Origin of the sequence: Mordavella massiliensis (genome assembly GCF_016902415.1) — a bacterium.
GTDB lineage: Bacteria > Bacillota > Clostridia > Lachnospirales > Lachnospiraceae > Merdimonas > Merdimonas faecigallinarum.
Genome location: NZ_JACJLV010000117.1, coordinates 1 through 648, shown reverse-complemented (window position 1 = coordinate 648; position 648 = coordinate 1). Strand labels below are relative to the sequence as shown.

Genomic DNA, 648 nt, shown 5'->3' with positions numbered 1-648 from the left:
CTCCACAGCGATCAGCTGCTGTGTGGATAAGTACTCTGAAAAACTGAAAAAACTAGTAGTTTTTTCGGCTTTTCAGAGTGTTTATCCGTTGGTGAGAATGACGGACTCATTTTTCGTCCGGTTCGCTTTTTCTTTTTGTTTGCGGTACAATAGTCCCAGCAAGACAAAGGAGCGCCGAACATGACGAAGATCTACTCACCGGAAGAACTGAATAGTTTCAGCAGGGAAACACTCGTGGCAGTGATCCTGTCCATGCAGGACCAGCTGGCCAGGCTGAATACAAACATGGAACGCCTTACCTCGCAGATCGCGTCTGCAAACAATCACCGTTATGGGCGCTCTTCCGAAAAGCTGGATGTGATCGCCGGACAACTGGAACTGGAGCTCATCTTTAACGAAGCGGAAGCTCTGACAGAGACACTTTATGTTGTCGAACCTGCCGAAGAGGATGTGATCCAGGTCACGCGCCGGAAGAAAAAAGGAAAACGCGAGGCAGATCTTAAGGATCTTCCCGTGGAAGTCATTCCCCATACCCTTCCGGAAGAAAAGCTGCAGGAGATCTTCGGCGCTGTTGGCTGGAAGCAGCTTCCGGATGAAGTTTATAAAAGAGTCCGGGTACAGCCGGCAGTCTACACAGTTGAAGAGCAC

Annotated in this window: 1 protein-coding gene; it reads left to right on the top strand. The window is 49.5% G+C overall.

The annotated features are described in order from the left end of the window. Window positions 1-180: 180 nt before the first annotated feature. Window positions 181-648: IS66 family transposase (locus tag H6A13_RS13045; protein ID WP_204909956.1), on the top strand; the 468-nt coding region annotated here is incomplete at its 3' end.